Source organism: Aquimarina macrocephali JAMB N27 (genome assembly GCF_000520995.1).
GTDB classification, from domain to species: domain Bacteria; phylum Bacteroidota; class Bacteroidia; order Flavobacteriales; family Flavobacteriaceae; genus Aquimarina; species Aquimarina macrocephali.
The window spans coordinates 114,156-137,879 of record NZ_JACA01000036.1 but is presented as its reverse complement, the minus strand read 5'-3'; the positions used below and the strand labels follow the sequence as shown (position 1 = coordinate 137,879).

Below are 23,724 nucleotides of genomic sequence, written 5' to 3'. Positions count from 1 at the left end.
TTAAAAACGAAATCGGAGAATGTGAAATCATCCAGAAAAAACCTAAGTGTCAGAAATGGGAATATCGAATAAGACTTAATATTTGATATTAAGCAGAGCACTAAAGTTTATATTATTCATAATTTAGGTATTATATATACCTGTATTTCTATAAAAATAAACCATATCATTGAAATAGTTTAAAATTTATTATATATTGGTATAATGAATACCGATAATCGAACAAAAATAAACCAGCTACTTGATTCACACCCCCAAGGTACAGTGTTTCTTGCGTCATGGTTATCTAATCACGGATACAGCCTCGATCTGCTAAAGATTTATCGAAAAAACAAATGGTTAAAATCCATCGGTACTGGAGCAATGATACGTCACAATGATCAGGTTAACTATGAAGGTGCAATCTACGCATTACAGAAACAGGCAAATCTAACGGTCCATATAGGCGGAAAAACCGCCCTGTCCTATCTTGGAAAATCTCATTACCTCGATTTATCTGGAACTAGGGTTATGCTCTTTGGCTATAAAGACGAAAAATTACCAGCTTGGTTTTTAAAACATCAGTGGGATGTAAAGACTGAGTATCACTCATCTTCATTTCTTCCAGCGGAAACAGGGTTGGTTGATTTAGAATTCAAAACGTTTTCAATGCAAATATCTGGAGCTGCCAGAGCAATGTTGGAATGTCTGTATCTTGTTCCCAAAAAACAGCAGCTCCTTGAGTGCTATCAAATAATGGAAGGTTTAAATAATCTACGTCCCAAAATCGTCCAAACACTTTTAGAAGAATGCCGTTCTATAAAAGTGAAACGATTATTCTTATATCTCGCAAATAAGGCAGGACATCAATGGGTTCAGTATCTAAATTTAGATAATATAGATTTAGGAACTGGCAAACGCAGCATCGTAAAAAACGGTGTATATATCCATAAATATCAAATAACCGTACCTAAAGAACTGGAAGATTGTGAAGAAACAAACCTATAAAAATCAAGTTGCCTTATTGTTGAATGTTATTCCAGAGGTGGCTAAAGAGCATTGTTTTGCCTTGCATGGAGGAACAGCTATTAATCTCTTTGTTCGTAATATGCCGCGCCTTTCTGTAGATATTGATCTGACATATATACCTATTGAAGATAGAGAAACCACTTTTAAAAACATAGCTGAAGCCTTAGAGCGCATTAAAAGCAATATTGAAACTGCTATTCCAGAAGCAACGATTGAGCACCAAAAAGAAATTTCTAAACTGCAAGTTTCCGCTCAAGGCACGCAAATCAAAATCGAGGTTAATCAAACCAATCGTGGGCTATTAGAAGACCCTCAAACTTTAGAGCTTTGTGATTATGCCCAAGAAGAATTCGATGCATTCTGCGCGATCGAAACAGTTAGCATAGCCCAGCTTTATGGCGGAAAAATTTGCGCCGCTTTAGACCGTCAACATCCAAGGGATTTATTTGATATAAAATACTTATTAAAAAATGAAGGCTTTACCAAAGACATAAAACAGGGATTTTTATTCTGCCTGTTATGTAGCAATCGAAAAATATCTGATCTTCTCGCTCCTAATCGTCTTGACCAAAAACAAGCGATGGAAAATCAATTTGATGGTATGAGTGCTGAACACTTTACCTATGAAGATTTTGAAACAACAAGAGAAGAACTCATTAAGGCAATACGAAATAGCTTAGATGATAAAGATAAAGAATTTCTCTTAAGTTTTAAAAGCACAGAACCAGATTGGAGCATCTATAACTTTGAAAAGTTTCCTTCTGTGCAGTGGAAATTGCAAAATCTAAAAAAATTAAAAGAACAAAACTTAGAAAAACACTCAGAGCTTTTTAAGCAATTGAAAGATAAATTAGGGTGATTTGTTTTACCTATGTTTTACCCACTCCATAAAAAAAGGGCTTCAATTTTTTGAAACCCTTGTCCTTGCTAGTAGCGGGAACAGGACTCGAACCTGTGACCTTCGGGTTATGAGTCCTATTAACTATAAAAAAGTATTCTTTTCGCTTGTTTTTAGTTGACTTTAATTAAGTAAAAAAACTCCAAAACACTAGTAAAAATAGCATTTAAAAAGTTTGCAATTCTTTAAATATCAACACATTGACCATCGGGTCATATAACCCGATGATAATTTTATTTTTATCCTTATAAAGGACAAATGTAAAAATTAATATTCATGAATAACTGAACAAAAACCAAAATGTTTTACCTATGTTTTACCTATGTTTTACCGTATTTTGATAAAATGTTAGTTGGTGATAATAATTGACAGAAAGCTATAGTTTATATTTTTTGTGATTTGGGTATTCATAGTACCTAAATCAGAATAAAAACAAACCATTTTGTAGAAATAGTTTAAAAATTATTATATATTGGTATTATGAATACCGATAATAGGACAAAAATAAACCAACTACTTAATTCACAGCCCCAAGGTACAGTGTTCCTCGCTTCGTGGTTATCCAATAATGGGTACAGCCTAGATTTGCTAAAGGTTTATCGAAAAAACAAATGGTTAAAATCCATAGGTACGGGGGCAATGATACGCCATAATGATCAGGTCAGTTTTGAAGGCGCAATCTATGCATTACAGAAACAGGCTAATCTTAGTATACATATAGGAGGGAAAACTGCCCTTTCCTATCTTGGAAAATCTCATTATCTCGATTTATCTGGAACCAAGGTTATACTCTTTGGTTATAAAGATGAAAAGTTGCCAACTTGGTTTATAAAACATCATTGGAATATAAAAACTGATTATCATTCATCTTCATTTCTTTCAGCGGAAACAGGTTTGATAGACTTAGAATTTAAAACATTTTCCATGCAAATATCTGGAGCTGCCAGAGCAATATTAGAATGCCTATACCTTGTCCCTAAAAAACAGGAACTCCTTGAATGCTATCAAATAATGGAAGGCTTAAACAATTTAAGACCTAAGGTCGTCCAAACACTTTTAGAAGAATGTAGTTCTATAAAAGTGAAACGATTATTCTTGTATCTAGCAGATAAGGCAGGACACCAATGGGTTCAATATCTAAATTTAGACAAAATAAATTTAGGTACTGGTAAACGCAGTGTTGTAAAAAACGGTGTTTATGTTCCCAAATATCAAATAACTGTACCAAAAGAACTGGAAGAAAGTGAAAAAACAAACCTATAAAAACCAAGTCTCATTATTATTGAACGTTATTCCTGAAGTCGCTAAGGAGGAATGTTTTGCTTTGCATGGAGGGACAGCAATCAATCTTTTTGTTCGAAACATGCCACGTCTTTCAGTAGATATTGATCTAACATATGTCCCTATTGAAGATAGAGCAATTACTTTAAAAAATATAGCTGATGCTCTAGAGCGTATTAAAAGTAGTATTGAAAGTGTGATTCCTGAAGCAACAGTTGAGCACAAACAAGATATTTCTAAATTACAAATTTCTTTTAAGGGTGCACAAATTAAATTAGAGGTTAATCAAACCAATCGTGGATTACTAGAAGAATCTCAAACTCTGGAACTCTGTGATGATGCTCAAAAAGAATTTGATGTGTTTTGTGCTATACAAACAGTTAGTTTGGCTCAACTTTATGGCGGTAAAATTTGTGCTGCGTTAGATCGTCAGCACCCAAGAGATTTATTTGATATAAAATACTTATTAAAAAATGAAGGCTTTACCGAAGAGATAAAAACAGGATTTTTATTTTACTTATTATGCAGTAACCGAAAAATTTCCGATCTTCTAACTCCTAATCGTCTTGATCAAAGAAAGGCAATGGAAAATCAGTTTGACGGTATGAGTGATGAAAGTTTTACTTATGAAGATTTTGAAGCAACAAGGGAAAGTCTCATTGAGGCAATACAAAATAGCTTGAACGAAAAAGACAAACAATTTCTTTTAAGTTTTAAAAGCACAGAACCAGATTGGAGCATTTATAATTTTGAAAAGTTTCCTTCTGTGCAATGGAAACTTCAAAATTTACAAGGATTAAGAAAGAAAAATCCTGAAAAACACATACTGCTTGTTAAGCAGTTAAAAGATAAACTGAGTTTATTGTTTTAGGAAAATTCATAGATTGTAATTTGTAGGTTTAACTAGGGATATCCGTAATTTGAGCCCAATAATTTTGTCTAAATTTACCCTATACTATGAAGTAAACCTTCTCTAATCTAAACTTATGATTGACGATTCTGATAAAACCAACAATTTAATTACAAATGAAATAGTTAGCCCAAAAGGATCTGTTTGGCACAGATGGGAGCCACATATTCATATGCCGGGTACGATAAAAGCAGATAAGTTTAGTGGTGATAATGTTATTCAGCAATATTTAGAGAAAATAAAAAATGCATCCCCACCAATTAGAGCAATTGGTATTACTGATTATTGCGTGCTTGATAGTTATGAGAAATTATTGGTTTTGCACAAAGAAGGAAAACTTCCAAATGTGGAATTGATATTTCCTAATATCGAACTTAGATATCCCGTTAATGCAGAAAAGGGTTCTCCAATAAATGTACATCTCCTTGTTTGTCCAGATGATGCTGATCATATTGAAAAAACAAAAAGATTTCTTCGTGATCTTAAATTTGAATTTGATGGTGAAAAATATGGATGCACCAATGACGAATTAATTCGTTTAGGAAGAGCATTTAATCCAGAAGTTGCTAATGACACTCAAGCTCTTAAACTAGGTGTTGAACAAACTAAAATTTCTCCTGAGATACTTAGGGAAGCGTTTAAGGCACATAAATGGGCAAGAGAAAATATTATGGTCGCAACAGCCGCTGGTCAAGGTGATGGTTTGGGGCAAATTCAAGAAAGCGGATTAAAAGCAGTTCGCGAAGAACTTCAAAGAATGTCTCATATTATATTCTCTGGTCGTCCGGGAGATAAGACTTATTGGTCAGGGAAGGGAGCAGATACTAGTGATACCCTTAAGCAAAAATATGGAAGCCTTAAACCATGTTTACATGGAAGTGATGCACATGATTTAGCAACTGTTGGCGAACCTGATGAAGATCGCTATTGTTGGATTAAGGGCGATATTACTTTTGAAACATTACGCCAAATTTGTTTTGAACCGAATGGAAGAGTTTATATCGGTAAAGAAAAACCAATTGGAGGTTTACCCTCCGATATAATAGCAGAAATTAACGTTAAAAATGCTAATTGGTTAAAAACACCCAATATACCTATTAATTCAGGGTTAGTAGCAATAATAGGCGCAAGAGGATCAGGAAAGACAGCACTCGTTGAAATGATTGCAGCCGGTGCTGATAGCGTTGATAATAAGCATACAAAACGTTCATTCCTTGAACGTGCAAAAGATTATTTAACTAATACGACCAGTAAATTGGTTTGGGGAAATGAGGAATCTACAGAATCTACAGTTAACGTAGATTTATTAACAGAAGAAAGAGAAGACCCAAGAGTCAGATACTTGTCTCAACAATTTGTTGATCAACTATGCTCTTCAGATGGACTCGCCGACGAATTAATTGAGGCTATAGAACGAGTAATTTATGAAGCCCATGCTCCAGAAAATCGTCTAGGTGCGCGATCTTTTAAGGAGCTAAGGGATATAAAAACAGAAGCCGTATATCGGAATAAGAATACTCATCAAGAAACTCTAAAAGATATTGGAAGCGAACTGTCAATCCAAAACGACTTACAGAGAAGTCTTGAAGACTTAAAAAAGAAACGAACTATTGAAAATACTGCAATAGTTCGTCTTAAAAAAGACAGAAAAAAACTTACTCCTACGGACGATAAAGAAATACTTAAAAGATTAGAAGATATTCGAACAGAAGCTGAAAATAAGTCACTATCCATTACAACACTTGAGAAGCAACAACTAAAGCTTAATTCACTGAAAGAGGAAGCTGAACAATTCCTCGAAACAGGTTCCAGTATGCAACTGGAACAGCTGAAACAGGAATATGAAGAAGTTGTTTTGACTGAAGATCAATGGAAAAAATTTTCACTTACCTATGAAGGTGATGTAGATGCCTTATTAGATGAGCAGATTAAAAAAGTTGATAAAGAGATCAAAAAATTAAAAGGGCCAAATAAAGAGGAAAAAGAAGAGATTTTAGAAAACCTAACAAAAGCTCCTCCATACTTTGATGAAAATGCAATTTTGGCAGAGTTAACCTATACACTTTTAACGAAAGAACAGCGTCGTCTTGAGGCACTAATTGGAGTAGATAAAGCAAAGCGCAAAAATTATATTGATCTTTCAAAGCGTATAACACGAGCTGAAGCTGCATTAAAACTGAGAGATAAGGAAATCACAAAATCCGAAACAGCCCCAGCAAAAATCAAAGAATTATTAGAACAAAGAGAACAAGCCTATAAAAATCTAGTAGGTGAAATAGAAAAAGAAGCAAAACTTCTAAAGAAACTTTATAAGCCCTTGCAGGATCGTTTAGATGAGCAAAAAGGTACACTTAATAAACTCACCTTTTCGGTTAATAGAAATGTTGATCTTGAAGCTTGGTCTCTAGCGGGGGAGCGTCTTATAGATAAATCCAGAACTGGGGCTTTTAGAGGTGTTGGAAAACTAACAGAAATAATTGAAACCGAACTTGAGAATACATGGAAAAATGGAAAAGCTAATGAAATTGCAAAAGCTATGTCCTCATTCAGGGCAAAATATGGTCAAAGCTTCAGGGATCATGCACACGAAGATGCAAGAAAAAACAGAGAATCACAGAAACATTGGTATGCTCAAGTTTCTTCTTGGCTCTATAGCATAGATCATATAAGTGTGAACTACGGATTGGAATATGAAGGAGTAGACATCAAACAATTATCTCCTGGAACACGTGGAATTGTATTGTTACTTCTTTACCTTTCTATTGATATTGATGACCGAAGACCGCTTATAATTGATCAACCCGAAGAAAATTTAGATCCTGAATCTATATTTCATGAGCTGGTTGGTAGATTTAAAGAAGCTAAATCTAGAAGGCAAGTAATCATTGTAACTCACAATGCTAATTTAGTTGTAAATACAGATGCCGATCAGGTAATTGTTGCATCCCGTGGAGCACATAAACGAAAATCATTACCTGACATTGAATATATAAGTGGAGGCTTAGAAAATCCCGAAATCCGAAAATCAGTGTGCGCTATTCTTGAAGGTGGAAAAGAAGCCTTTGAAGAAAGAGCTCGTAGATTAAGAATTAAGGTTAGTTAAACCCCTCTTTATTGTTTTACCTATGTTTTACCCACTGCATAAAAAAAGGGCTTCAATTTCTTGAAACCCTTGTCATTACTAGTAGCGGGAACAGGACTCGAACCTGTGACCTTCGGGTTATGAGCCTGCTAGTATTTGATTTGATATGATGCGATATGATTTATCATTACTGATTATCAGTGTTTTACAAATCACGTCATCACAGATTGAAACATGCAAATAGCGCAAATGTTTTAGGTATGTTTTAGGTAAATTATTTAGATTTTTGTATCTTTGTATAATCAATACAAAGGCTATGGCATCAGTAAAGATAATACTTTGGAAGCATGATCAAAAAAAAGATGGAACATTTCCACTAGCAATTCGGATCACTCAAAATCGCAAAACACGTTATGTTTTTACAGGAAAATACATTCTTGAGAAAGAATGGGATGCGACTTTAAGCAAGGTCAGAAAGTCACATGCGAATTCAAGACGTCTTAATAATTTTCTAAAGAAAAAGCTAAGTGAAGCAGATGATATCGCTTTAGAAGCTGAAACGAATAAAAAGAATAACACCAGTAAAGCTATTCAAAAAAAGGTTAAAGGCAAAACGGGCAATGTCTCATTTTTCCAGTTTGGCTTAATGCGTGTACAGTCAAAATATGAAGCAGGAACATATTCCGTCGCAAAATCCGAATATTCAATATTGCACAATATAAGAGAGTTTCTAAATCATAATAAATCTAAAGATAAGCAAGATGTCATCGATGAAATTATGCAGCGCAGAAAAGAACGGATCGGGAAATCAAGAAAAGCCGGATACAACTTTCTTGAGGAAATAAAATCCCAATTTTCAAAAGATAAATCACTCTATTTTGAAGATATAGACGAACCGTTTTTGAAACGGTTCAAAATATTCTGCTCTGCATATTTGGATCAAAAAACACGCACCATTACAAACCAATTGATCTTCATTCGCACGATGTATAATTCTGCCATTAAAGAATTTGTGGTTGAAGCAAAACACTACCCATTTGCGGGTGAGAAAGAAAAAATCAAAGTTGGGCATGGTCATAAGATCGGACTAACAAAAGAAGAAGTCACACGCATTGAAAACTTAAAATTAGAGCCTGAAACAACAATATGGCATACACGCAATATTTGGTTGTTTGCATTCTACTTTGCAGGAATCAGAATATCTGACGTGTTAGAAATGAAATGGTCTGACTTTAAAGATGATCGTTTGCTCTATGTGATGAACAAAAATGAAAAACCTGTCAGCCTTAAAATACCTGACAAGGCAAAAGAGATAATCGAATGCTATCGAGGCGATAGACAAAACAAAAAGGATTATGTTTTCCCCTATCTCAAAAAAGCAGATCAAAAAAGTCCAAGAGATATATTCGTAAAAACCCGCAACGCAACAACACTTCTCAATAAATATCTCAAACAAATTGCAGGGCAATGCGAGATAGAGAAAAATCTATCAAACCACATTGCGCGTCATACATTTGGAAATATTGCAGGAGATAAAATACACCCTAGAAAACTTCAAAAACTTTATCGTCATAGTCATCTCACAACAACAATAGGCTACCAAGCAAATTTCATTCATGAAGAGGTTGATGATGCTTTGGATGATGTGATTAATTTTTAACAATAAAAAAGCCTGATATGAGCACCGAAAAAGAAAGACGAGAAGAACAAGAAGAACGTGAAATGATTGCCTGGCTGATTAAAGAAACGAGAAAAGACATTGATGACGGTTTAGAAAGTGGATTACATGAGCATAAAGAAACAGCATATGTTTATACCAAATTAGCATATAAAGATTTTCAGAAGCACTTAGGAATATATTATAGGATGAACGGTCTAGCAAAAGCCGCATCTAGGGAAAAAGGGTTGCATAGATTTTTTCTAGGAATGGCGACCTCTTCTGAACATGGAGAAGAAGATAGGAGATATGGCAAAAATATTCGGGTGCTGGATATAGGCAAGCTTCTTCATAACTGCATGCTTTTTTATATGCCAATTGAAAATGGCGGAATTATCATTGTGCGGATCATCATAGCTGGTGATTTTTAACATCAAAATTTCCAACAAAATCTTATTTAATTTCACCTTGGTTTAATATGATTTCATATGATGCGATAAAATTAAAATCCCCTATTGGGTATCAAAATAATAATTTCTAACTTTATCCAATGGAAGTTATTTGTCTGCAAAGCGAAGCATTTTACGAACTGGTTGAGACAGTCGTTGAGCGTATTAAAAAAGATACGCAAGGTCATATATTAGACAAATGGATTGATGATACAGAAGCGATGCGCATGCTCCGAATTTCATCTAAAACCACCCTCGCCGTTTTAAGAGATGGTGGCGATATTAGATTTTCTCAACCGAGAAAAAAGATCATTTTATATGATCGAGAAAGTATAAATCAGTATTTGGAGAAACACGCAAAAGACACCTTTTAATCATGGAGCAGCAAGAGCAAAATCAGAACATATCCCCCCTCTTCTTAAAGGGCTTTAATCAAGGATATTATATTCAATCTTCTAATCCAGAATTGGCAGAAAAAATGCTGACGGCCGAAAACGAACCCAATGAATATTGGCATGGTTTTGAAAGCGGTGCGAAGGAATATGAGATTGAAATATCTCAGGGCAAAGATGTATCGCCGCCATCCAAAGATCAGGGCATGGATATGGAGCGTTAAAACAATACGCCTTGAATCGGAAGTAATTTATTTATTTATTACAGCACATTACAAGAGTTAGTGAATCTAAGATATTACTTTAAGAAAAGCTCATATTTTCTGGACGGAATGTTTCATTAATGGGTTCAGCCCCATTTCCTACCTGAAACAACCTTGCGCTGGATCTGATCTTATTTTTTCCGCGCATCCGAAGATAAGCGAATAGAAAAAATAGGATTGGGCGCATTATGTGTGCTGAAAATATCTTCAATACGATAACGCCCGACTCGAAAATACAGGGATAAAATAAGCGGTAATTTAGAGATTCAAAAGTGGTGAAATTAGCATCCAGTTTTTAGATGATTTTTGTTTTAGAGGTGTAGATTTTGCATTTTAAATGGAGGTTTCAAATCCCCTCCTTTGAGAAATTAAGCTCCTGTGATGATGTTTGATCTCTGAGCTATCACATTATGGCTTTAATATAATTCACCCCACTCACAAGGCTTTAAATTGGAATTACAGATCTTCCCTTCCCTCACCTATTGAATAGCCATGTCTCGATACCTCCATTTGCATGAAGGGTGAAAATTATCAAATCTGTTTCTTAAATGATCTTAGATATGAATTTTATCGTAAATGAGAGGTTCATTATTGCGTTTAAAACTACGATAAATCCCTTTCATGCATTCTTCTGCCCACAGGTTAATGGGGATTGTATTTAATAATAATGATATAGGGTTATTGTATGAAGTCTTTTGCGCCCCTGAATTTGTTGCGCTTTGTGGCCATTTTTCTTTGTGGTGTTTTGGGAATAATGGCTCTTGTAACCAGATCGCAAGACCAACACACATTTTAGAAATATTCGCCTTAATCACATCGGTTTTGATATAACCGTAATGCTCTAACAGGCGTAAATAATTTTGAATTGTGCGTCGGCATCTGCCTAATGCTTTCATGAGATAGGGTACGGTAATTTGTAACCATCGCCCTTCCCTATTCTCACGATAGGTTTGTTCCATGAGTTTAAGAGCCAGAATTTTTGCGCCATCGGTCAGGCGGTTATCATTTAAAATTGCAGCTGAGGTTTGGGGGGTATATCGATCCCCTGTTGTCTCCGCTAAATTATCAGGCAGGCATAAAGTTTCTAAACTATAGCGATGACATGTTTGCAAAGAGCGTTTTCGTTTTTGCTCATAAGCAGCTTTATCATACGCCTCCTCCTCATCTGAGATCCAGCCCATTTTATGCGCAATAGCATAATCCATATGACCGTAATTTGGTTTGACCCAATCATCAGGTTTATCACCAATGATGGATTCTAGTGTTCTGATACGATCCAACATTTTACCAAGTCGGTGCATTGGAATTGGTGTTTGTGGATGCACCCATTCTTGACGCTGACCTGTCACATGACCTGCAAGATTATTTTGTTTGGGTCTTGGCGGTACAGGATTAAAAGGAGCAGAAGCGCCCTCCCCTCTTCCGCGACCAGGCATGGATTTTTGTAAGCAATGTGCTTTTGAATACATATATCGATTAGCACCGCCTTGAACCATATGACCCGAAAAAAGGCATAAAAAAAGTGTTTGCAAAAGTCACTTTTGACTTGCATGAGCCTTTAAGGAGCGATACTATTCAAGTGTTCAATTTGAAACGCATCGCTAGATGTTTAAACCGCCTTGCAGGGCGGTTTTTTCTTGTCTTGGTTTTTGGGCTTGGATGCTCTCCCTTAAAAATAGTGGTTTTACATGAAAATCGAATCCCTGAATGAGAATCGAACAACTTAACGTTAGCAAAAGTTAAGTGTTTACACAACTTTACGTAATCCTAACGTTAATTAAAAATATACTAAATCACTGTAATTTATTAAATAAAACTTGGTTAACGTAAGGGGATTTACGTTACTAAACGTTAAGATACGTATTGTAACGTTAATCTTAACGTAAGATTTTGTCTTAAATTATGCTTGTATACGCCAAATTAACTTATTGAATTTGACGTATTTATTTTGGTATTATAACGTTAATCTTAACGTTATAGATCTATAAGGCATATCTATGTTTATTTCACCAACACAAGCCGTACAAAGTTACAATGTTAGTAAGCCAACGCTTTATGCTGATATGAAGAAGGGTAAGCTGTCCTTCAAAAAAGACGATAGAGGTAAGCGAAAAATTGATGTGTCCGAGCTTGAACGTTTATATGAAAAGGTTACAAACACATCTAAACAGAAACCAACGTTAACTAACGTAAAGGCTAGTAAAGACGAAACGTTACCTGACAGTAAAGAAGCAGCTGATGTAGAAATAATATATCTTAAGACAATGCTGAAGGAACAGAAAACTCAATTTGAAAGTGAAGTAGGAACATTAAGAGATTCTTTAAGACTTGCTCAAGAAGGGCATAACAAATCTACACTGATACTTGAGCATTATACAAAAGAGGAAAAAGGTACAGGATGGGAAACTGCTATATCTGATTTGAAAGAAACGATTTCAAGCAAGGAATTAATAGCCACTGAAAAATTAGAGCTTGTTGCTAAAGAAAAAAATGACCTAGCAAAAGCAAGCAAGGTTTATGCAGGTATGGCATTAATAAGTGTAGTAGGGGCAATAATTTTTGCATTAGTACAAAGTGGTATTATCCAAATTAATTGACCCCCAAACAATCCACCATTTCATCCACTGAAAATGTGGGTAACTTGAAGCCATAAAATTCTATGTGATTTTTCAGGAGGAGGGGGCTTTCAAAAGTCATCATCTCAGATATGTGAAACGCATCACTTTAGCCCCTTAAAAAACTCTTCAAGCGTGATGTCATGAATATCGGTAATACGGAGGATAGTCTCTGTTTTATAATTCTGACCATTCTCCCATCTCCAATAACTCTTTTGTTCGATATCGTAATGATCTGCAAATTTCTTGTAGTTCTCAAAACCTGCTTCAAGCCTCAATTGGCGAATACGCGCACCAATCGCTTTAAGTCGTTCTTTATAGTCCTCTTCATTCATGACGAAAAGGTAAAGCAACAATGAAAATATTTACTGGCTTGCGTGACACATTTAAGCATATTTTTTGTATCTTGTGTCCTGTACGACACAATTAAAATTAAGAAAATATGAGGTTTCAAAAAAATAAGGATATATATAGCAGCTTTGCGCTTATTATTTATGTGATTGTAATAACACTTATTATAGGTTTGCAAAATACCTATGCACAATCAAAAGCAACATCATCAAATGACGTTATTCCATTACAAGTATATGACTTAACCAAAATGACACATGACGAACGCAATAAATGGATTGTTTATGCAGGTCGATTAGATAAGCCCGTAATTGTGGAAGTTGCTGGTGCAAACACAGAAGATTTTTGGATCACTGTTGGTAAAACAATGCGCGGTCTTCAATATGGGGGATTGAGTAATCTTGTCTTGGTCAAAACGAATGATTCAAAATATCATGAACAATCTGACGAAGTTATTTTTCTGTATGAGAGAGGGAAGCTCGTGACTGTTTTTGAAAACCCACCAAATGACATCAGCTTAAAAGTTCAGTTGCAAGAAATAATCATGAAGCTTTATGACCGTGTTCATGAAACAAATTTCTTGCCCTTAACAGATTAAAATTTAGGAGCGGTTACAAATATTGCTTTTGATGAAAGGTCTTGAATATGTTGCTCTGCTACTTCATTCGAAGTTATATCAGCCTCTTTGTTTACAGAGAGGCTTTCTTGTAAATTCTTCTCAATGGCACTTAGATCATCCATACCATCTTGTTGCATATTCGGATCATCGCTATTCATTTTAGATTCGGCTTCATTTAGTTTTTCATCTAAATGAGTGTAATGAATTTTATCTTTTTCCAATTGTTCAATATTACTATCAAGCGCACCAATTTTCTCAGAATACTCTTCCAGTTTGGAAGATAAAATATGGTCGAGGAGGGCGGTATTATCTCGATCAATTTCACCATGCTCCGCTTCATAGTCTTGAATAGCACTTTCAAGGACGTCATTTTTAAACGTACCATCTTCGTTAAGGCCAAACTGACCTGTTGCCTCAAATCTATCTAGTGCATCTGAAACAATATCCGCTTCTTGTTGTAGAGTGTCACGTGCAATTTGTGCTTCGCTAAGATCAATATTAATTTGTTCAAGGCGCATATCAATGAGGTTATGCATATCCTGGGCTGATTGTCTGGCCGCTTCAAGACGAATAAGAAAGTCCGACATGACAAGATTTTGTTTTTGCTTCTCATCTTTAGGTGTGAGCTGTTTTTGACTCTTGGCCGTGGAATTAGTTTCCATTAAACCAACTTTATCTGCCATGTCATTAAGAGTTAAATTATGACGTTTTAGATTGAGCGCATTGGTTTTTTCGGTTGTAAGGTTAACGTCTGGAGTCGCATTAAGATCTTCCAATAGCGTATTTGCTTGGAAGAGGGCGGTTAGACTGCCTTTTTCTATGATGTTTTCAACCTGAACCATTGTTCTTCTTTTTCACGTTCAATTTTAAGTATTCTAACATAAAAGTCCCATAAATACAAAACTTGACATCATATTAATAAATAGGGCATATAATAGAAATCGAAGCCACCCGAAACTGCGAAATATCGGATGACTTCTGAGTTTAGCTAATTTTAATACGGAGAGTGATATTCACTTTCCGTATTTTTATTTGAAGGCAATATAAACCTTTAAACATAGTTTTCCTTTCTGCTAGATCGTACCCAGCTCTTTACGTTAAAAAAACGTAGCTGGTACTCACTAGTCGCACCGAAAGAAAAAGCAACCATCCAAACCTACTTAAACAAATAAACTTAAAATCAAGACAGGTCAATAATGGCTAGGAACGCACACATGAGAGATCACTAAAATTGATTATATTTAAGGAACAATCAGAGGATTAATCCGCTTAATATATTGGCATGCGTTTTAAAGACATTATATTTTGTACGTATCTTGGAATTATAGGCGTGTTTTTAGGCTGGGTCTTTTTTTATATTGTTTTTGAAATAAAAGATGGCTTCGGGATTTGGGGGGCGCCGTTTTGGTTCTTTTTCATTGCCATTTTTATGCATGTTGTTAAAACTTATGTTCCTAAAATTCCTCATAATATGCATATAAAATCTTTAGTTATAGGAATGGCCGTTGGCATGATATTGTCTAGTATTATAGAAGCTTAATAAAACATCTTACTTCATAAAATATCATTCTAAATCTTGAAAGAATTCCGCCAGAGTGAGTTTATGAACATCTAAAAGAAGGAGAAGGGATTCTATCTTAAAGTTTGTTCCTTTTTCCAAAGCCCAATAATTTCGTCTTGAAAATCCGTGATCAACTGCAAAGGTTTCATAGCTTGTATAACCCGCCTTTAATCTGAGGGCTTTTAGTTTTGCGCCAATCCTTTCTATTTTTTCTTTATGTACTTCATTCACCATAAGGTCAAATGTTAAAGAAAAGGAGCATATAATTTACGCATTGCAGTGCGTGAATATGGTCGTAAATTTGTAAATTGCAATAATTGTATTTTTTATGAAGATCCAGATGAGTTTTTATAGTGTTGAAGAGTGCGTGGGGAGTGAGATATTGACATTTTTCACAGTGTTAAATTTATATGATTTGAACCGCAATTTAGGTGCAATCATGGAAATTTACACAAAAGACTTATAACGTGATACGGCACGATAATAGTAATATTCCCTGACGAGGGAAATGTTACGGCTTTCCGTAAGCTATAATTTTACTCATCAACAAAAGCTTAAAAAACTACGGAAAAACCGTAATTAAAATTGCATTTTATGTAGTAATTTTACCACTAAACGAATGTTAAATCAGCTAAACTTGAATATGAGATGAATTGTTACAGAAAATAGAGATAAAGACTTTGGTGAAATTTTATATTTACGAATATAACTTTAAAAACCAAAGACATGAAAACTTTTTTTTATTCCCTTTTGCTTGTTATTTTTTCAGCCTCATTAACTGGATGTGAAGCAGATACAATTGAAAATGAAACAATCGAAGGTGAGACAATTGAAACATCAAATATCGAGTTGAGCGCCATAGATAAAGATGAAGCAGAAACCGTCGGAACACGAGACTAAGACCCATAAGAAAGGAGCACAATTTTTTAAAATTAGTGTGATTACGCTGCTGATCACTGGATCATTTACGATTGCATTTATTGCTGTCTTTTTTCCTAAAAAAAGTGTAGCACTCATTGCCGCTGAAAATGCATATATCACAGTTGATGATGAAAGGATTCTGGCAGATGATAATTTAAAGATCTGTTTAGATGAGTATCATCAAGGAATGATTTCAAAAGAATATCTCCACAGTGAACTTACCAATCAAATTCCTCTGGTTCTAAACTTAGAAAAAGAGTCAGAGGTTTTAAAAAAGAAATATAAAGCGGCCGCCAAAGCGCAAAAAGTACACGGGTTTAAAAGCATGAAGATCTTATTAGGGCATTTAGGTGTTCCCGTTGTTACGTCTTTTATGGGATTATATTTGCTTCTTCTTTTCTTTAAGGAGGAAGATTTCTTCTGGCGTAAAGTCACACTCGTTTTTAGCTTAACATCTATGATTATTGGAGGTTTTTATGTGATCTGGGTTTTCTACCCCAAGCCAGATTTACCCGAATATCTTTATATTTTATTGTTATTTGCCTTTGCAATAGCAGCAAGTTTAATCTCTTTCATCATAGGGCGCTACATCTATAAATTATCCCAAATTGACTTAAAACTCAAAAACCACCGCTTACTAAACTTTATCGCAGGACATGTCAGAAAAAAATATATTAACAAACTCCCTGAAGAAGATCATAAGCAATTTGTGAGTGATTATTTAGGAGAAATACAAAATCTGTCAAAAAAGTAATGAAGCGCTCTGAAGGAAAGAAAATATTGAAAAAGGATCGTGTCGGACTATCCTTTGTTGGGAAAAGCTTAAAGAAAGAAATAGAAAAAGATATTGATGAGTGCCTGGAACAACAACAAAAAGAAATAGATCGCCTGAAAGAAGATCTCTATGATCAAGCGCGTGTTAAATTTCGTTCAGCCTCCGAATTTCAAGTATTTGTTTTAAGACATATGGATTTTAAAATAAGCTAAATATTGGGAGGAGGGTGTTAGCTATTATCACCATATCCCTTGACCAGCTTTAACACACGAAAGGCAGCATTTTTATCAATAATATTAGAAAACACTTTATGCTGCATTAAAACATCTTCATGTTTAGCACAAAATAATACTAACTCTTCTATGTCTTTGAAATGCAGATCATGAAAGGTTCTCTTGGTTTTAATTTCTTGCATTTTCTCATTATCAAGCAAGATATCTCCAATATCCTTAATCAACCATAGAGGATTAATTTCATCAAAGGCTTCTATAATGCCTTGTATGATTTTATCTCCTGCATTGCGTTTTTCCTTTAACACATCGCTTATGGTTTGAGGAGATACATTGATCCGATCAGCAAACTCTTTCTGATTTAGACCATAATAATCCATGATTTCTTTAATCTTATCCTTCATAAAGGGGGGATTTGTGTAAAAAAATACAATTTCAGCTGATTAATCAGCAATAATTTTATTATATTTGACTGTATTCACAAAGATATTAAAGAAAATGTTTAAGAAATAAAAATCGAGCGTGGAAATTTCCACGAGCGTATCTAAAAACAAAACATTTTGAGACCTAAAGGTAGAAAGAAAATAGAGTATTGGCTTATAAAAAATCAAACTATAATCAATATAAGCGGATTGGAAAATGAATGTGGTATTCCAAGAGGAAGAATTCAAAAGTTCATTAAATATGGCTCAAAACTAAGAGATTCAGAAATAGAAGCTCTTGAAAATCATATTAAAAATATATGCTGATTGTCTGTTTTAGCTCCACTTTAAAATAAATGCTTATGAAAAAATTAACACGGTTCTAATCACCCAAAACCTTTAAAGCTATGAACGATAATGTAGAGTTTAATAAACACCGTAATCAGTTTTTAGCAGCGATCATTCGATCTATCCATATTGATATGGGCGATTTTATGTTACGGGTAGCTAATCAAGACTGTTATGAAATGATGATCTATAAATGGGCAATGCGCCTTTTTGAAAAAGACGTATCATCAGATCATGCCATTGATGTAATCCATCGCACAAGACGCTATGTTCTTATTAATAAGAAACACCATCCCACCCCGCAAGGCGATGATGCTCTCTTGAATGAAATGCTCAACGTCTTACATGAACACTCTAATTATAATCAGTTAAATGATCATCATAAGGTGATGATCCAGAAAACGGTGATCGAAGTCCTTAATGATAAGATGTTTGAAGAGCAGATCCGTGCAGAACATAACCGAGTTTCAGAACTGAGAGGAGAGTGGTTTAGAGGACTGATAAAATCTTTGAAAGCTAAATGGCGAAGCAGAGAGCGTCGTAACAAGAAAAATAATGGATAAAAATACATTTAAGTTGAGTTTGCGTAATTACCCCAACCAGAGATATCGGGTGCTTTGTTCCTTTAGCCCCATTCATAAAAATAAAGTACTCCGATATTATTCATGCCCAAATCCACCAACACCTATTTATGCTTTCTTTAGTGATTTTTCACATAACATTAACACTATCAACATATCTGAGTTCCGAAAAATGAAACTCACATGCTTTAATATTGCATCAAGAATATCAATTTTAACAACCTAAAAAATCCAACTTATGACAACAACACAGCACAGTCTTCACAGACAATAATATCCCAAAAAAACAGAAGCCATGAATGGTTCACATTCTAGACCCTAGAGCCGTGTTTTTGACTTCTTGATCAAACGTTTGAAACAGGAGTACAACTCCTAACCGCCATGTGGATCTTTGTATCCATAGGTAAAGCTTTCGTGTACACAAATTAGCATAATACCAATAATTTATTAACATCTTAAAATTCATTAAAATGAACAAATCATTTGTATGGGGCTTGCTATGCCTTGCCCTAATGTCAGTGCATCAAAGTTATGCACAAGAACCGACACCTTTAACCTGCGATCAGAAAGCAGAGCTTATTTTAAAGTATAAATCCAACTTTGAAAATTATCCTAAAGCACTAATCGATGAAATGATCGAGTATATATCGCCATGTGCTCTCTTTAGTAACCCTAAGTCTTCTTATGTTAGGGGATTGTTACACCTTTATAGTCCATCTACGGTGATGGGGCATGATGCGGCCTTTGTTTATATGAGTATGGCAGCCAGTAACAAATATGGTCCTGCTGAAATTGATCATGCCATTAATTATTATGAAGGTAATTATATAGGCAAAGGAAAGAATTATGGGCTTGCACAAACCTATTTTAACAGGGCTGCTGTAAACACATATAAACCAGCTTTAGGTAAATATGGTGCAGGATACATCTTTATGAAAGGGTTGAATACCGCTACCCCATTTCCTTCAACTACCTACTATGATGCTGCAAAACAACTTTTTGAAACCAGTAATCACCCTATGGCAAAACATTGGCTTGCCGTGATGTATTATTTTGGATACGGAGTAGAAAAAGATGAGCAAAGAGCATTACAACTATTAAAAGACAATGATATTTTTAATAGCCAAACGCTACTTGCTCATCTACCCTCACAAAATAATGATTGGATACAGATCTCTGCCGAAGAACTCACGGCTTGTTCTAAACCTTTAGGGCATTATACCGCCAATGCCCGTAAATTAAACAAAACCTTTACCGGAAAATTGATCGAGTTTGACTGGTACGGTACTGGTGTTAAACGCTTAATACCCATTACCATTACTTTTAATGTAGATAACAAATCGGGGGATAAACCATTTACTTATGATTTTACCATAAATGGGGCTACGGTTTCTGGTACTGGAACAATTAGACGCTCTAAGAACTTTTATTTTGATGATCTCCAGTTTTCATTACCACGCTTTTATAAAGATCATCCCGATAAAAGCAATGTGACTTATAAAATTAATCTGTTACAGGCTGGAGAAAGTACTGTAGATGGCGTTAAGTCATTACTGTTTCATACCGATAAATACAAAGGTGCAGAACTTGTTGAGTTTGGGGAAGTAATGAAAGCACCGATTAGAATGATTGTACATGAAGGTGCTTCTTCTCCATCTGTAGCAGCATCGACTTCGTTAAGAAATCTTCAAACAACTAATGAGCCGCCAACACTTCGTAAAGATTTTGCAGTGGTGTCACCCAACCCGATAGGTAATCAGTTTACCATTACCTATACGCTAGACCGGGCAGCCGAAGTAAAAATAGGGGTCTACAATTTTTATGGTCAACAAAAAATCAGCGTACCCAGTCAGAAGAATATAGCAGGAGGTACACAAACCATTACGGTAGATAGTACTGCACTGCCCAGTGGTACATACGTCATACAGATGATCATAGATGGCATGCCCTACTCTAAAACTGTTGTAAAACTATAAACCAACTTACAAATATTCACATACATGAAAACGATATATAAATTACTGATAATAGGTATGGTATGCCTACTATCCAACATGACCCATGCGCAGATATACCAATACTCAGACGATGGTACAAAAAGCTGCATCGATTGCGAAGAGAAAAATAGCAGTACAGAAAGAAGCTGTTTATGCATTGCCAGATTCGAATTAGGTGAGTTTAACCGCCAGATAGAAACAAGTACGGAAAAAGACAAGTGGTTATATGAACAAGAATTGTTATTAGCTACTGCGATTACAGGTATAAATTATTTTGCGCAATATAATAGCCCAACAGGAGTATCTCCTGATTATAATTTTCAAAACATCCAAAGGAAATATTTCAAAGAGGTAGAAACCAATAAGCTTGCGGGTGAATATTTTACCAAAGTAGATAACATTCTTAAATCTATAGAAAAGTATGATGATGCAGCCCTACAAAGCTCCACTGTCCATGCTAAATTATTGGATATTAGAAAACGGGAAGGAACAGCAAATCCTATATACGGAGATTTAAAATATAACGATAAATTTCTTAAGGACATGACCGATGCCGAGGTTAATACTTTATTAAATGAGCAGTTAGGTATCAGAAATAGTCAACGCTCTGCTGCTACCGAGTATGGTATACGTAACAGTCGCCTTGAACGGTTCTTAAAAGAAGGGTACATCGCGAATACTCTGGCTGGCCACCTGGTCGTTCATTACGCCTCTTTAGACTATGAAGATGCTATACGCTTTATGACCCGATATATGGTTTGGGTCAATAACCAGAAAAATCAGGGGATCCCTCATATCATATTTGGCAATCCTGATAATATCTTTACCCTAGAAGATAATGAAACTCAATATATCACAAATCTTACAGCCAGAACTAATGGAACTCATCCTCCAATGGATGGATATACCCATCCTGTATTTAATGAAACCCCTGATGATGTTGCCTTGTTTAATCATGCTGTGAATTCATTTGGAGCAAATGAGCGAAATTTTTTACTGGGATCAGCCCAAAGTAACATTAAAAAGGCTACTAAAAGCTATTTGGAGAATCAACGATATAATACCAATGGGTTAAAACTAACTCAGGATTTGTTTAAATCATACGCTACCAACACGCCATTTCCACATAATCAATATGATTACAGTTTAGCTACCGGACAATTATTCTCTATCGATTTTCAGGATGCGCAGAATAAAAACAGGTTATTCCACATGGAAAACCATAATTCTGGCAATTCACGTCAATTTAATGGTTTAGGCAATTTGCTATCTTCAATAGCTCAACTACCTGAGCGTAACGAAGCATTTATTGGTGATTTTGTCATAGAAGTTTTAAAAGATAATAATCATGATATGTCCACAGCATTTACAGGGCAACAGGCATATGATCTCTTCCATTTTAGAACCTATGAATATGCAAATCTTGGTCGATATCCATTAGGTGTAGATTTTAATGCATTTAGAGGAACTATACTATGGGACAATGATATACGTTTCCCTTCGTTCCTAGAAGATCCTATTGAGGTCGATGCCATCTTGGCTCATGAAGCAAATGACTTGCCACAATTTGAGCATTTATTAAGGGTTCGTGATTTAGATAAAAAGATAGCTTTATCAATAGATCAGATCAATTGGCTAAATGATCCCAATTGGAGAAAGGAATCGAACAAACTGATGAACTTTATAGAAAGTGATGGATACACTGATGAAAATATAAAATTTGTTCAACAAACCATTTTAACTTTTATAGATACTTCTAATATAATTCCATTTGTCACAGATCAGAATTTCCCTAGAGCTAAGGCGATGAAAGAAATTGTGAGAATGAATAAATGGATTAAACTTTTTGGTTCACCAGAATTAGGTGGGTATATTGAAGCTATAACACCAAATCTTCCATCATTATCCAATGCAGAATTGTATTCATTATATGATTACACCTATAAAACACAATTCAAATTCAAAACCCAATACTACCTTATTCCTTTGCAAGTTGCAGAAGTTTTCCAGCCCTTTGTAGAATATATTCTACTAGAAGTCACTGGGGGAATAGTCATTAAACTATTAGAAAAACTACCAGCAGTTATAAGGTCTGCTGAAATCGGTAAAATTATATTTAATTTAGAAAAAGTTTCATCTTTAGCTGCTTTTAAACATGCTCAAAAATTTGGAATTCTTTCTTATGAAGGATTAGTATCTTTGTTTAAAACATTAAAAATAACAAGAACAGATTTAGGTGTTCAATTTCATCATTTGTTTGAACAAAGATTTGTAGCACAATTAACAGAATTATTGGGGAGTAATACCAATAAATGGAAAAGTATTGTGTTAACAGTAGAAGAACATAACGTAATTACACAATCATGGAGAAGAATAATAGGTTATAATGGGCAAGCAGTCGGAACCAGTGGTAAGGTTACATCAACGGCTACTTTGGCGGACATAAAAGCGGCAGCTCGAGAAGTTTATAAAGATTATCCAGAAATTTTAGCAGCATTAGGATTATGAAAAAAAAGCACAGCATATTTGCAAATTGGAGAAGTAAGGACGTAGCTTATTTAGCTAGTTTAGGAATCAAAATTGAAGAAGGGTATTATACATTTCTGATAGAAGAAGGTTTTGTATATGATAAAATAATGAAACACTATACAAGGAATAAATTAGCCTTCATTGATAATGTTACTCCTAAAGAATTTTCGAGTAAATACGCAGTGGCTGAGTTTTCAAAAAAAGAGTTAGATGACTCTCAATATTATGTTTTATGTAATTTAGGAAAACCTAAAGGTTTTCCTTTACCCAAAAACAATTTTGGCGAGGTTATAAAAGGAACATACGAAAATTATTGTAAAGCTTGTTATGCAAATAAAAAACAAGTGGCTTCTTTCAAAATTGAAAAAGAACCAAAGTGGAGCAATAATCAAGTAAACTTTTCTTTAAACTGGATATTTGATGAAATGTTTTTCAAAAAAGATTTTTTCCAAGAGGTTTTACAACCTCTTGGATTAAATTCTAGAGAAGTTTTAATCGGCAAAACAGGTAAAACATCTGATAGTGTAGTTCAGTTAATAATACCTGAAGCAAAAAGTCCCTTATTAATAGATGAGACTTTGTATGACATTAACCTGCCATGTGAGATTTGTAAGACAAAGAAATATACCCAGCAAATTCTAGATTTTATGCCTCCCTTTAAAGAAAATTTTGATTTCTTGATTTGTAAAACACAAGAATCGTTTGGAGAAACAGAAACTTTTCAAGCTATGAGGAGGATAATAATCTCTAAAAAGTTTTGTGATATCTTGCTTAAACATAAAATAATTAAATACAATACTAACCAAATTTATCCTGTATCTAATCAATAGATAAT

The 23,724-nt window shown here is 34.7% G+C and carries 25 protein-coding genes; 20 read left to right on the top strand and 5 right to left on the bottom strand.

Features of this window, described 5'->3' with window-relative positions; genetic code table 11:
• Nucleotides 1-204: 204 nt before the first annotated feature.
• From Z054_RS0119855 to Z054_RS0119815, 9 genes are all read left to right on the top strand, one after another.
• Nucleotides 205-987 (top strand): type IV toxin-antitoxin system AbiEi family antitoxin, encoded by a 783-nt coding sequence (locus Z054_RS0119855; RefSeq protein ID WP_024771789.1) that lies wholly within the window; start codon nt 205-207, stop codon nt 985-987.
• A complete protein-coding gene (locus tag Z054_RS0119850; RefSeq protein ID WP_024771788.1) occupies nt 968-1,867 on the top strand; it encodes a nucleotidyl transferase AbiEii/AbiGii toxin family protein in 900 nt (299 codons plus the stop codon). The genes Z054_RS0119855 and Z054_RS0119850 overlap by 20 nt, the downstream gene beginning before the upstream one ends.
• Before the next feature lie 519 nt (nt 1,868-2,386).
• Complete coding sequence (locus tag Z054_RS0119845) at nt 2,387-3,169, top strand: type IV toxin-antitoxin system AbiEi family antitoxin (RefSeq protein ID WP_024771787.1); 783 nt, start codon at nt 2,387-2,389, stop codon at nt 3,167-3,169.
• On the top strand, nt 3,150-4,058 hold the full coding sequence (locus Z054_RS0119840) for a nucleotidyl transferase AbiEii/AbiGii toxin family protein (RefSeq protein WP_024771786.1): 909 nt from the start codon (nt 3,150-3,152) through the stop codon (nt 4,056-4,058). Before Z054_RS0119845 ends, Z054_RS0119840 begins: the two co-directional genes overlap by 20 nt.
• 115 nt (nt 4,059-4,173) lie before the next feature.
• Complete coding sequence (locus Z054_RS0119835) at nt 4,174-7,200, top strand: TrlF family AAA-like ATPase (protein ID WP_024771785.1); 3,027 nt, start codon at nt 4,174-4,176, stop codon at nt 7,198-7,200.
• Nucleotides 7,201-7,495: 295 nt separating this feature from the next.
• On the top strand, nt 7,496-8,839 hold the full coding sequence (locus Z054_RS0119830) for a tyrosine-type recombinase/integrase (protein ID WP_024771784.1): 1,344 nt from the start codon (nt 7,496-7,498) through the stop codon (nt 8,837-8,839).
• A gap of 17 nt (nt 8,840-8,856) precedes the next feature.
• The gene (locus tag Z054_RS0119825) at nt 8,857-9,267 is read left to right on the top strand and encodes a type II toxin-antitoxin system RelE/ParE family toxin (protein ID WP_024771783.1); all 411 of its coding nucleotides are present in this window, start codon (nt 8,857-8,859) and stop codon (nt 9,265-9,267) included.
• A gap of 119 nt (nt 9,268-9,386) precedes the next feature.
• The gene (locus tag Z054_RS0119820; RefSeq protein WP_024771782.1) at nt 9,387-9,659 is read left to right on the top strand and encodes a helix-turn-helix domain-containing protein; all 273 of its coding nucleotides are present in this window, start codon (nt 9,387-9,389) and stop codon (nt 9,657-9,659) included.
• 2 nt (nt 9,660-9,661) lie between these two features.
• Nucleotides 9,662-9,901 carry a hypothetical protein gene (locus Z054_RS0119815; RefSeq protein WP_024771781.1) on the top strand — a complete coding sequence of 80 codons (240 nt, stop codon included), beginning with the start codon at nt 9,662-9,664 and terminating at the stop codon, nt 9,899-9,901.
• Nucleotides 9,902-10,494: 593 nt separating this feature from the next.
• Here the strand turns inward: Z054_RS0119815 and Z054_RS0119810 are convergent.
• On the bottom strand, nt 10,495-11,472 hold the full coding sequence (locus Z054_RS0119810; RefSeq protein ID WP_152538623.1) for a helix-turn-helix domain-containing protein: 978 nt from the start codon (nt 11,470-11,472) through the stop codon (nt 10,495-10,497).
• A gap of 465 nt (nt 11,473-11,937) precedes the next feature.
• Between Z054_RS0119810 and Z054_RS0119805 the strand changes: the two genes are divergently transcribed.
• Nucleotides 11,938-12,537: a hypothetical protein gene (locus Z054_RS0119805; RefSeq protein WP_024771779.1), complete on the top strand. Its 600-nt coding sequence runs from the start codon at nt 11,938-11,940 to the stop codon at nt 12,535-12,537.
• Between the two features lie 122 nt (nt 12,538-12,659).
• Here the strand turns inward: Z054_RS0119805 and Z054_RS0119800 are convergent, their stop codons facing one another.
• Nucleotides 12,660-12,908, bottom strand: a complete 249-nt coding sequence (locus tag Z054_RS0119800) for a helix-turn-helix domain-containing protein (protein ID WP_152538622.1) — start codon at nt 12,906-12,908, stop codon at nt 12,660-12,662.
• An 89-nt stretch (nt 12,909-12,997) separates the two neighbouring features.
• Here Z054_RS0119800 and Z054_RS0119795 point away from each other — a divergent pair, with 89 nt between their 5' ends.
• A complete protein-coding gene (locus Z054_RS0119795; RefSeq protein WP_024771777.1) occupies nt 12,998-13,504 on the top strand; it encodes a hypothetical protein in 507 nt (168 codons plus the stop codon).
• Here Z054_RS0119795 and Z054_RS0119790 read toward each other — a convergent pair.
• Nucleotides 13,501-14,367: a hypothetical protein gene (locus tag Z054_RS0119790; RefSeq protein WP_024771776.1), complete on the bottom strand. Its 867-nt coding sequence runs from the start codon at nt 14,365-14,367 to the stop codon at nt 13,501-13,503. The two genes, Z054_RS0119795 and Z054_RS0119790, sit on opposite strands and share 4 nt — an antisense overlap.
• 440 nt (nt 14,368-14,807) lie before the next feature.
• Here Z054_RS0119790 and Z054_RS0119785 point away from each other — a divergent pair, with 440 nt between their 5' ends.
• Entirely contained in the window at nt 14,808-15,065 is a 258-nt protein-coding gene (locus Z054_RS0119785) for a hypothetical protein (RefSeq protein WP_024771775.1), read from the top strand.
• 24 nt (nt 15,066-15,089) lie between these two features.
• On the opposite strand, the gene Z054_RS0119780 is transcribed toward Z054_RS0119785, so the two are convergent.
• Nucleotides 15,090-15,320 (bottom strand): hypothetical protein, encoded by a 231-nt coding sequence (locus Z054_RS0119780; RefSeq protein WP_024771774.1) that lies wholly within the window; start codon nt 15,318-15,320, stop codon nt 15,090-15,092.
• Nucleotides 15,321-15,812: 492 nt separating this feature from the next.
• On the opposite strand from Z054_RS0119780, the gene Z054_RS31820 reads away from it, so the two are divergent.
• The 3 genes from Z054_RS31820 to Z054_RS0119765 are packed head-to-tail and all read left to right on the top strand — an operon-like array spanning nt 15,813 to nt 16,994.
• Nucleotides 15,813-15,986 (top strand): hypothetical protein, encoded by a 174-nt coding sequence (locus Z054_RS31820; protein ID WP_161635315.1) that lies wholly within the window; start codon nt 15,813-15,815, stop codon nt 15,984-15,986.
• Nucleotides 15,955-16,761 carry a hypothetical protein gene (locus Z054_RS0119770; RefSeq protein WP_152538621.1) on the top strand — a complete coding sequence of 269 codons (807 nt, stop codon included), beginning with the start codon at nt 15,955-15,957 and terminating at the stop codon, nt 16,759-16,761. The genes Z054_RS31820 and Z054_RS0119770 overlap by 32 nt, the downstream gene beginning before the upstream one ends.
• Nucleotides 16,761-16,994 (top strand): hypothetical protein, encoded by a 234-nt coding sequence (locus Z054_RS0119765; protein WP_024771772.1) that lies wholly within the window; start codon nt 16,761-16,763, stop codon nt 16,992-16,994. The genes Z054_RS0119770 and Z054_RS0119765 overlap by 1 nt, the downstream gene beginning before the upstream one ends.
• 17 nt (nt 16,995-17,011) lie before the next feature.
• Here Z054_RS0119765 and Z054_RS0119760 read toward each other — a convergent pair whose 3' ends face one another.
• Entirely contained in the window at nt 17,012-17,416 is a 405-nt protein-coding gene (locus Z054_RS0119760; RefSeq protein WP_024771771.1) for a helix-turn-helix transcriptional regulator, read from the bottom strand.
• A 156-nt stretch (nt 17,417-17,572) separates the two neighbouring features.
• Between Z054_RS0119760 and Z054_RS31370 the strand changes: the two genes are divergently transcribed.
• The 5 genes from Z054_RS31370 to Z054_RS0119740 all read left to right on the top strand — a co-directional run bounded on the left by Z054_RS31370 (nt 17,573) and on the right by Z054_RS0119740 (nt 23,719).
• Entirely contained in the window at nt 17,573-17,761 is a 189-nt protein-coding gene (locus Z054_RS31370) for a hypothetical protein (RefSeq protein WP_152538620.1), read from the top strand.
• A 167-nt stretch (nt 17,762-17,928) separates the two neighbouring features.
• A complete protein-coding gene (locus Z054_RS0119755) occupies nt 17,929-18,345 on the top strand; it encodes a hypothetical protein (RefSeq protein WP_152538619.1) in 417 nt (138 codons plus the stop codon).
• 488 nt (nt 18,346-18,833) lie between these two features.
• Entirely contained in the window at nt 18,834-20,339 is a 1,506-nt protein-coding gene (locus tag Z054_RS0119750; protein ID WP_084050482.1) for a T9SS type A sorting domain-containing protein, read from the top strand.
• A gap of 24 nt (nt 20,340-20,363) precedes the next feature.
• Complete coding sequence (locus Z054_RS0119745) at nt 20,364-22,868, top strand: hypothetical protein (protein WP_152538618.1); 2,505 nt, start codon at nt 20,364-20,366, stop codon at nt 22,866-22,868.
• Nucleotides 22,865-23,719, top strand: a complete 855-nt coding sequence (locus Z054_RS0119740) for a hypothetical protein (protein WP_024771767.1) — start codon at nt 22,865-22,867, stop codon at nt 23,717-23,719. Before Z054_RS0119745 ends, Z054_RS0119740 begins: the two co-directional genes overlap by 4 nt.
• Nucleotides 23,720-23,724 lie beyond the last annotated feature (5 nt).

Coding starts and splice junctions, on each gene's coding strand:
- Z054_RS0119855 (WP_024771789.1), top strand. CDS start 205: ATGAATACCGATAATCGAACAAAAATAAACCAGCTACTTGATTCACAC.
- Z054_RS0119845 (WP_024771787.1), top strand. CDS start 2,387: ATGAATACCGATAATAGGACAAAAATAAACCAACTACTTAATTCACAG.
- Z054_RS0119835 (WP_024771785.1), top strand. CDS start 4,174: ATGATTGACGATTCTGATAAAACCAACAATTTAATTACAAATGAAATA.
- Z054_RS0119830 (WP_024771784.1), top strand. CDS start 7,496: ATGGCATCAGTAAAGATAATACTTTGGAAGCATGATCAAAAAAAAGAT.
- Z054_RS0119825 (WP_024771783.1), top strand. CDS start 8,857: ATGAGCACCGAAAAAGAAAGACGAGAAGAACAAGAAGAACGTGAAATG.
- Z054_RS0119820 (WP_024771782.1), top strand. CDS start 9,387: ATGGAAGTTATTTGTCTGCAAAGCGAAGCATTTTACGAACTGGTTGAG.
- Z054_RS0119815 (WP_024771781.1), top strand. CDS start 9,662: ATGGAGCAGCAAGAGCAAAATCAGAACATATCCCCCCTCTTCTTAAAG.
- Z054_RS0119805 (WP_024771779.1), top strand. CDS start 11,938: ATGTTTATTTCACCAACACAAGCCGTACAAAGTTACAATGTTAGTAAG.
- Z054_RS0119795 (WP_024771777.1), top strand. CDS start 12,998: ATGAGGTTTCAAAAAAATAAGGATATATATAGCAGCTTTGCGCTTATT.
- Z054_RS0119790 (WP_024771776.1), bottom strand. CDS start 14,367: ATGGTTCAGGTTGAAAACATCATAGAAAAAGGCAGTCTAACCGCCCTC.
- Z054_RS0119785 (WP_024771775.1), top strand. CDS start 14,808: ATGCGTTTTAAAGACATTATATTTTGTACGTATCTTGGAATTATAGGC.
- Z054_RS0119780 (WP_024771774.1), bottom strand. CDS start 15,320: ATGGTGAATGAAGTACATAAAGAAAAAATAGAAAGGATTGGCGCAAAA.
- Z054_RS31820 (WP_161635315.1), top strand. CDS start 15,813: ATGAAAACTTTTTTTTATTCCCTTTTGCTTGTTATTTTTTCAGCCTCA.
- Z054_RS0119770 (WP_152538621.1), top strand. CDS start 15,955: ATGAAGCAGAAACCGTCGGAACACGAGACTAAGACCCATAAGAAAGGA.
- Z054_RS0119765 (WP_024771772.1), top strand. CDS start 16,761: ATGAAGCGCTCTGAAGGAAAGAAAATATTGAAAAAGGATCGTGTCGGA.
- Z054_RS0119760 (WP_024771771.1), bottom strand. CDS start 17,416: ATGAAGGATAAGATTAAAGAAATCATGGATTATTATGGTCTAAATCAG.
- Z054_RS0119755 (WP_152538619.1), top strand. CDS start 17,929: ATGTTACGGGTAGCTAATCAAGACTGTTATGAAATGATGATCTATAAA.
- Z054_RS0119750 (WP_084050482.1), top strand. CDS start 18,834: ATGAACAAATCATTTGTATGGGGCTTGCTATGCCTTGCCCTAATGTCA.
- Z054_RS0119745 (WP_152538618.1), top strand. CDS start 20,364: ATGAAAACGATATATAAATTACTGATAATAGGTATGGTATGCCTACTA.
- Z054_RS0119740 (WP_024771767.1), top strand. CDS start 22,865: ATGAAAAAAAAGCACAGCATATTTGCAAATTGGAGAAGTAAGGACGTA.